At 77.5% G+C, this 1109-nt stretch carries 1 protein-coding gene; it reads right to left on the bottom strand.

The genetic code is table 11. The features are described from left to right. Positions 1-28: 28 nt before the first annotated feature. Entirely contained in the window at positions 29-943 is a 915-nt protein-coding gene (locus ACFV0G_RS31530) for an aminoglycoside phosphotransferase family protein (protein ID WP_380555400.1), read from the bottom strand. Positions 944-1109 lie beyond the last annotated feature (166 nt).

The raw sequence follows: 1109 nt of genomic DNA, 5'->3' as shown, positions 1-1109 counted from the left end.
GGTCTGACCCCGGCGGGGCGCGCCGCGGTCACCGGGTGCCGACCGCCGCCCGCACCGCCCGGCGCGCCAGCCCCGCGTCGTCGTACAGCCGGCGGATCATGATCCGCTGCTCCTCGCCGGCGCCCGGGACGTCGTGCAGACGGATCTCCCGCATCAGCACCAGCACCAGGTTGACCAGGAACGCGTCGCGGGCCAGCGTGCCCCCGCTCTGGGCGAGTTGGCTGATCTGGCGGCGCGCCGCCGTGTCGCCGGACAGCACGCTCCACAGCACCGCCAGGTCGTAGCCCGGCAGGTACCAGCCGGCCTCCTCCCAGTCCAGCAGTACCGGGCCGGACGGCGCCAGCAGCATGTTGCCGAGCAGGGCATCGCCGTGGCACAGCTGCCAGGTGGTGTTCGCCAGACCGTGCAGCAGCTGGCGCAGGTCACCCGCGTCCCGGTCGGTGAGCTGGCCCACCGAGTGGAACCGGGCGATCTCCACCTGGTAGTCCAGCGGCTTGCCGAACACGTCGGACGGCGGGCGCCACATGTTGAGGGTGCGCACCGCGCCGAGCATCGCCCGGACCTCGCCCGGGGTCGGCGGGTTGACCGGGTGCCGCTCGCGCGCCGCCGGACGGCCCGGGATCCGCTCCAGCACCAGCACGCACCGGTCGTGGTCGGCCGCGACCAGCCGCGGCAGCCGCACCGGCGGACGGTGCCGGACGAACGCCCGGTACACCGCCACCTCGTGGTGGAACCGCTCGACCAGCTTCTCGTCCCTCGCCGCCTGCGGCGCCAGGCACTTGGCCACCACCGGGGCGCGGCCGATGGTGCCGGCGATCAGGATGTGCCGGCTGCCCTCCCGCAGCACCTGGCGGGGGAGGAAGGCGGGACATATCCGCGCGACGGAGGCCAGCGCGGCCTTCACCGCGGGCGTCTGCAGCGCCGCCGGGTCGACCCGGTCCACGAAGCCCTCACCCGTGCGGGTGGTCAGCAGGCGGCCGCCCAGCGGGCGGCCCGCGGTCTCGGGCCGTGCGGCGAGCGCCCGGGGGGGCCCGGGGGCCCCCCGGGGGGGGCCGGGGGGGGGGCGGGGGGGGGGGCGCCCCCCCGGGGGGGGGGGGGGGGGGGGCCCG

It is taken from the genome of Kitasatospora sp. NPDC059571 (genome assembly GCF_042735675.1).
Taxonomy (GTDB): domain Bacteria; phylum Actinomycetota; class Actinomycetes; order Streptomycetales; family Streptomycetaceae; genus Kitasatospora.
This window is presented reverse-complemented; position numbering and strand designations above follow the sequence as displayed.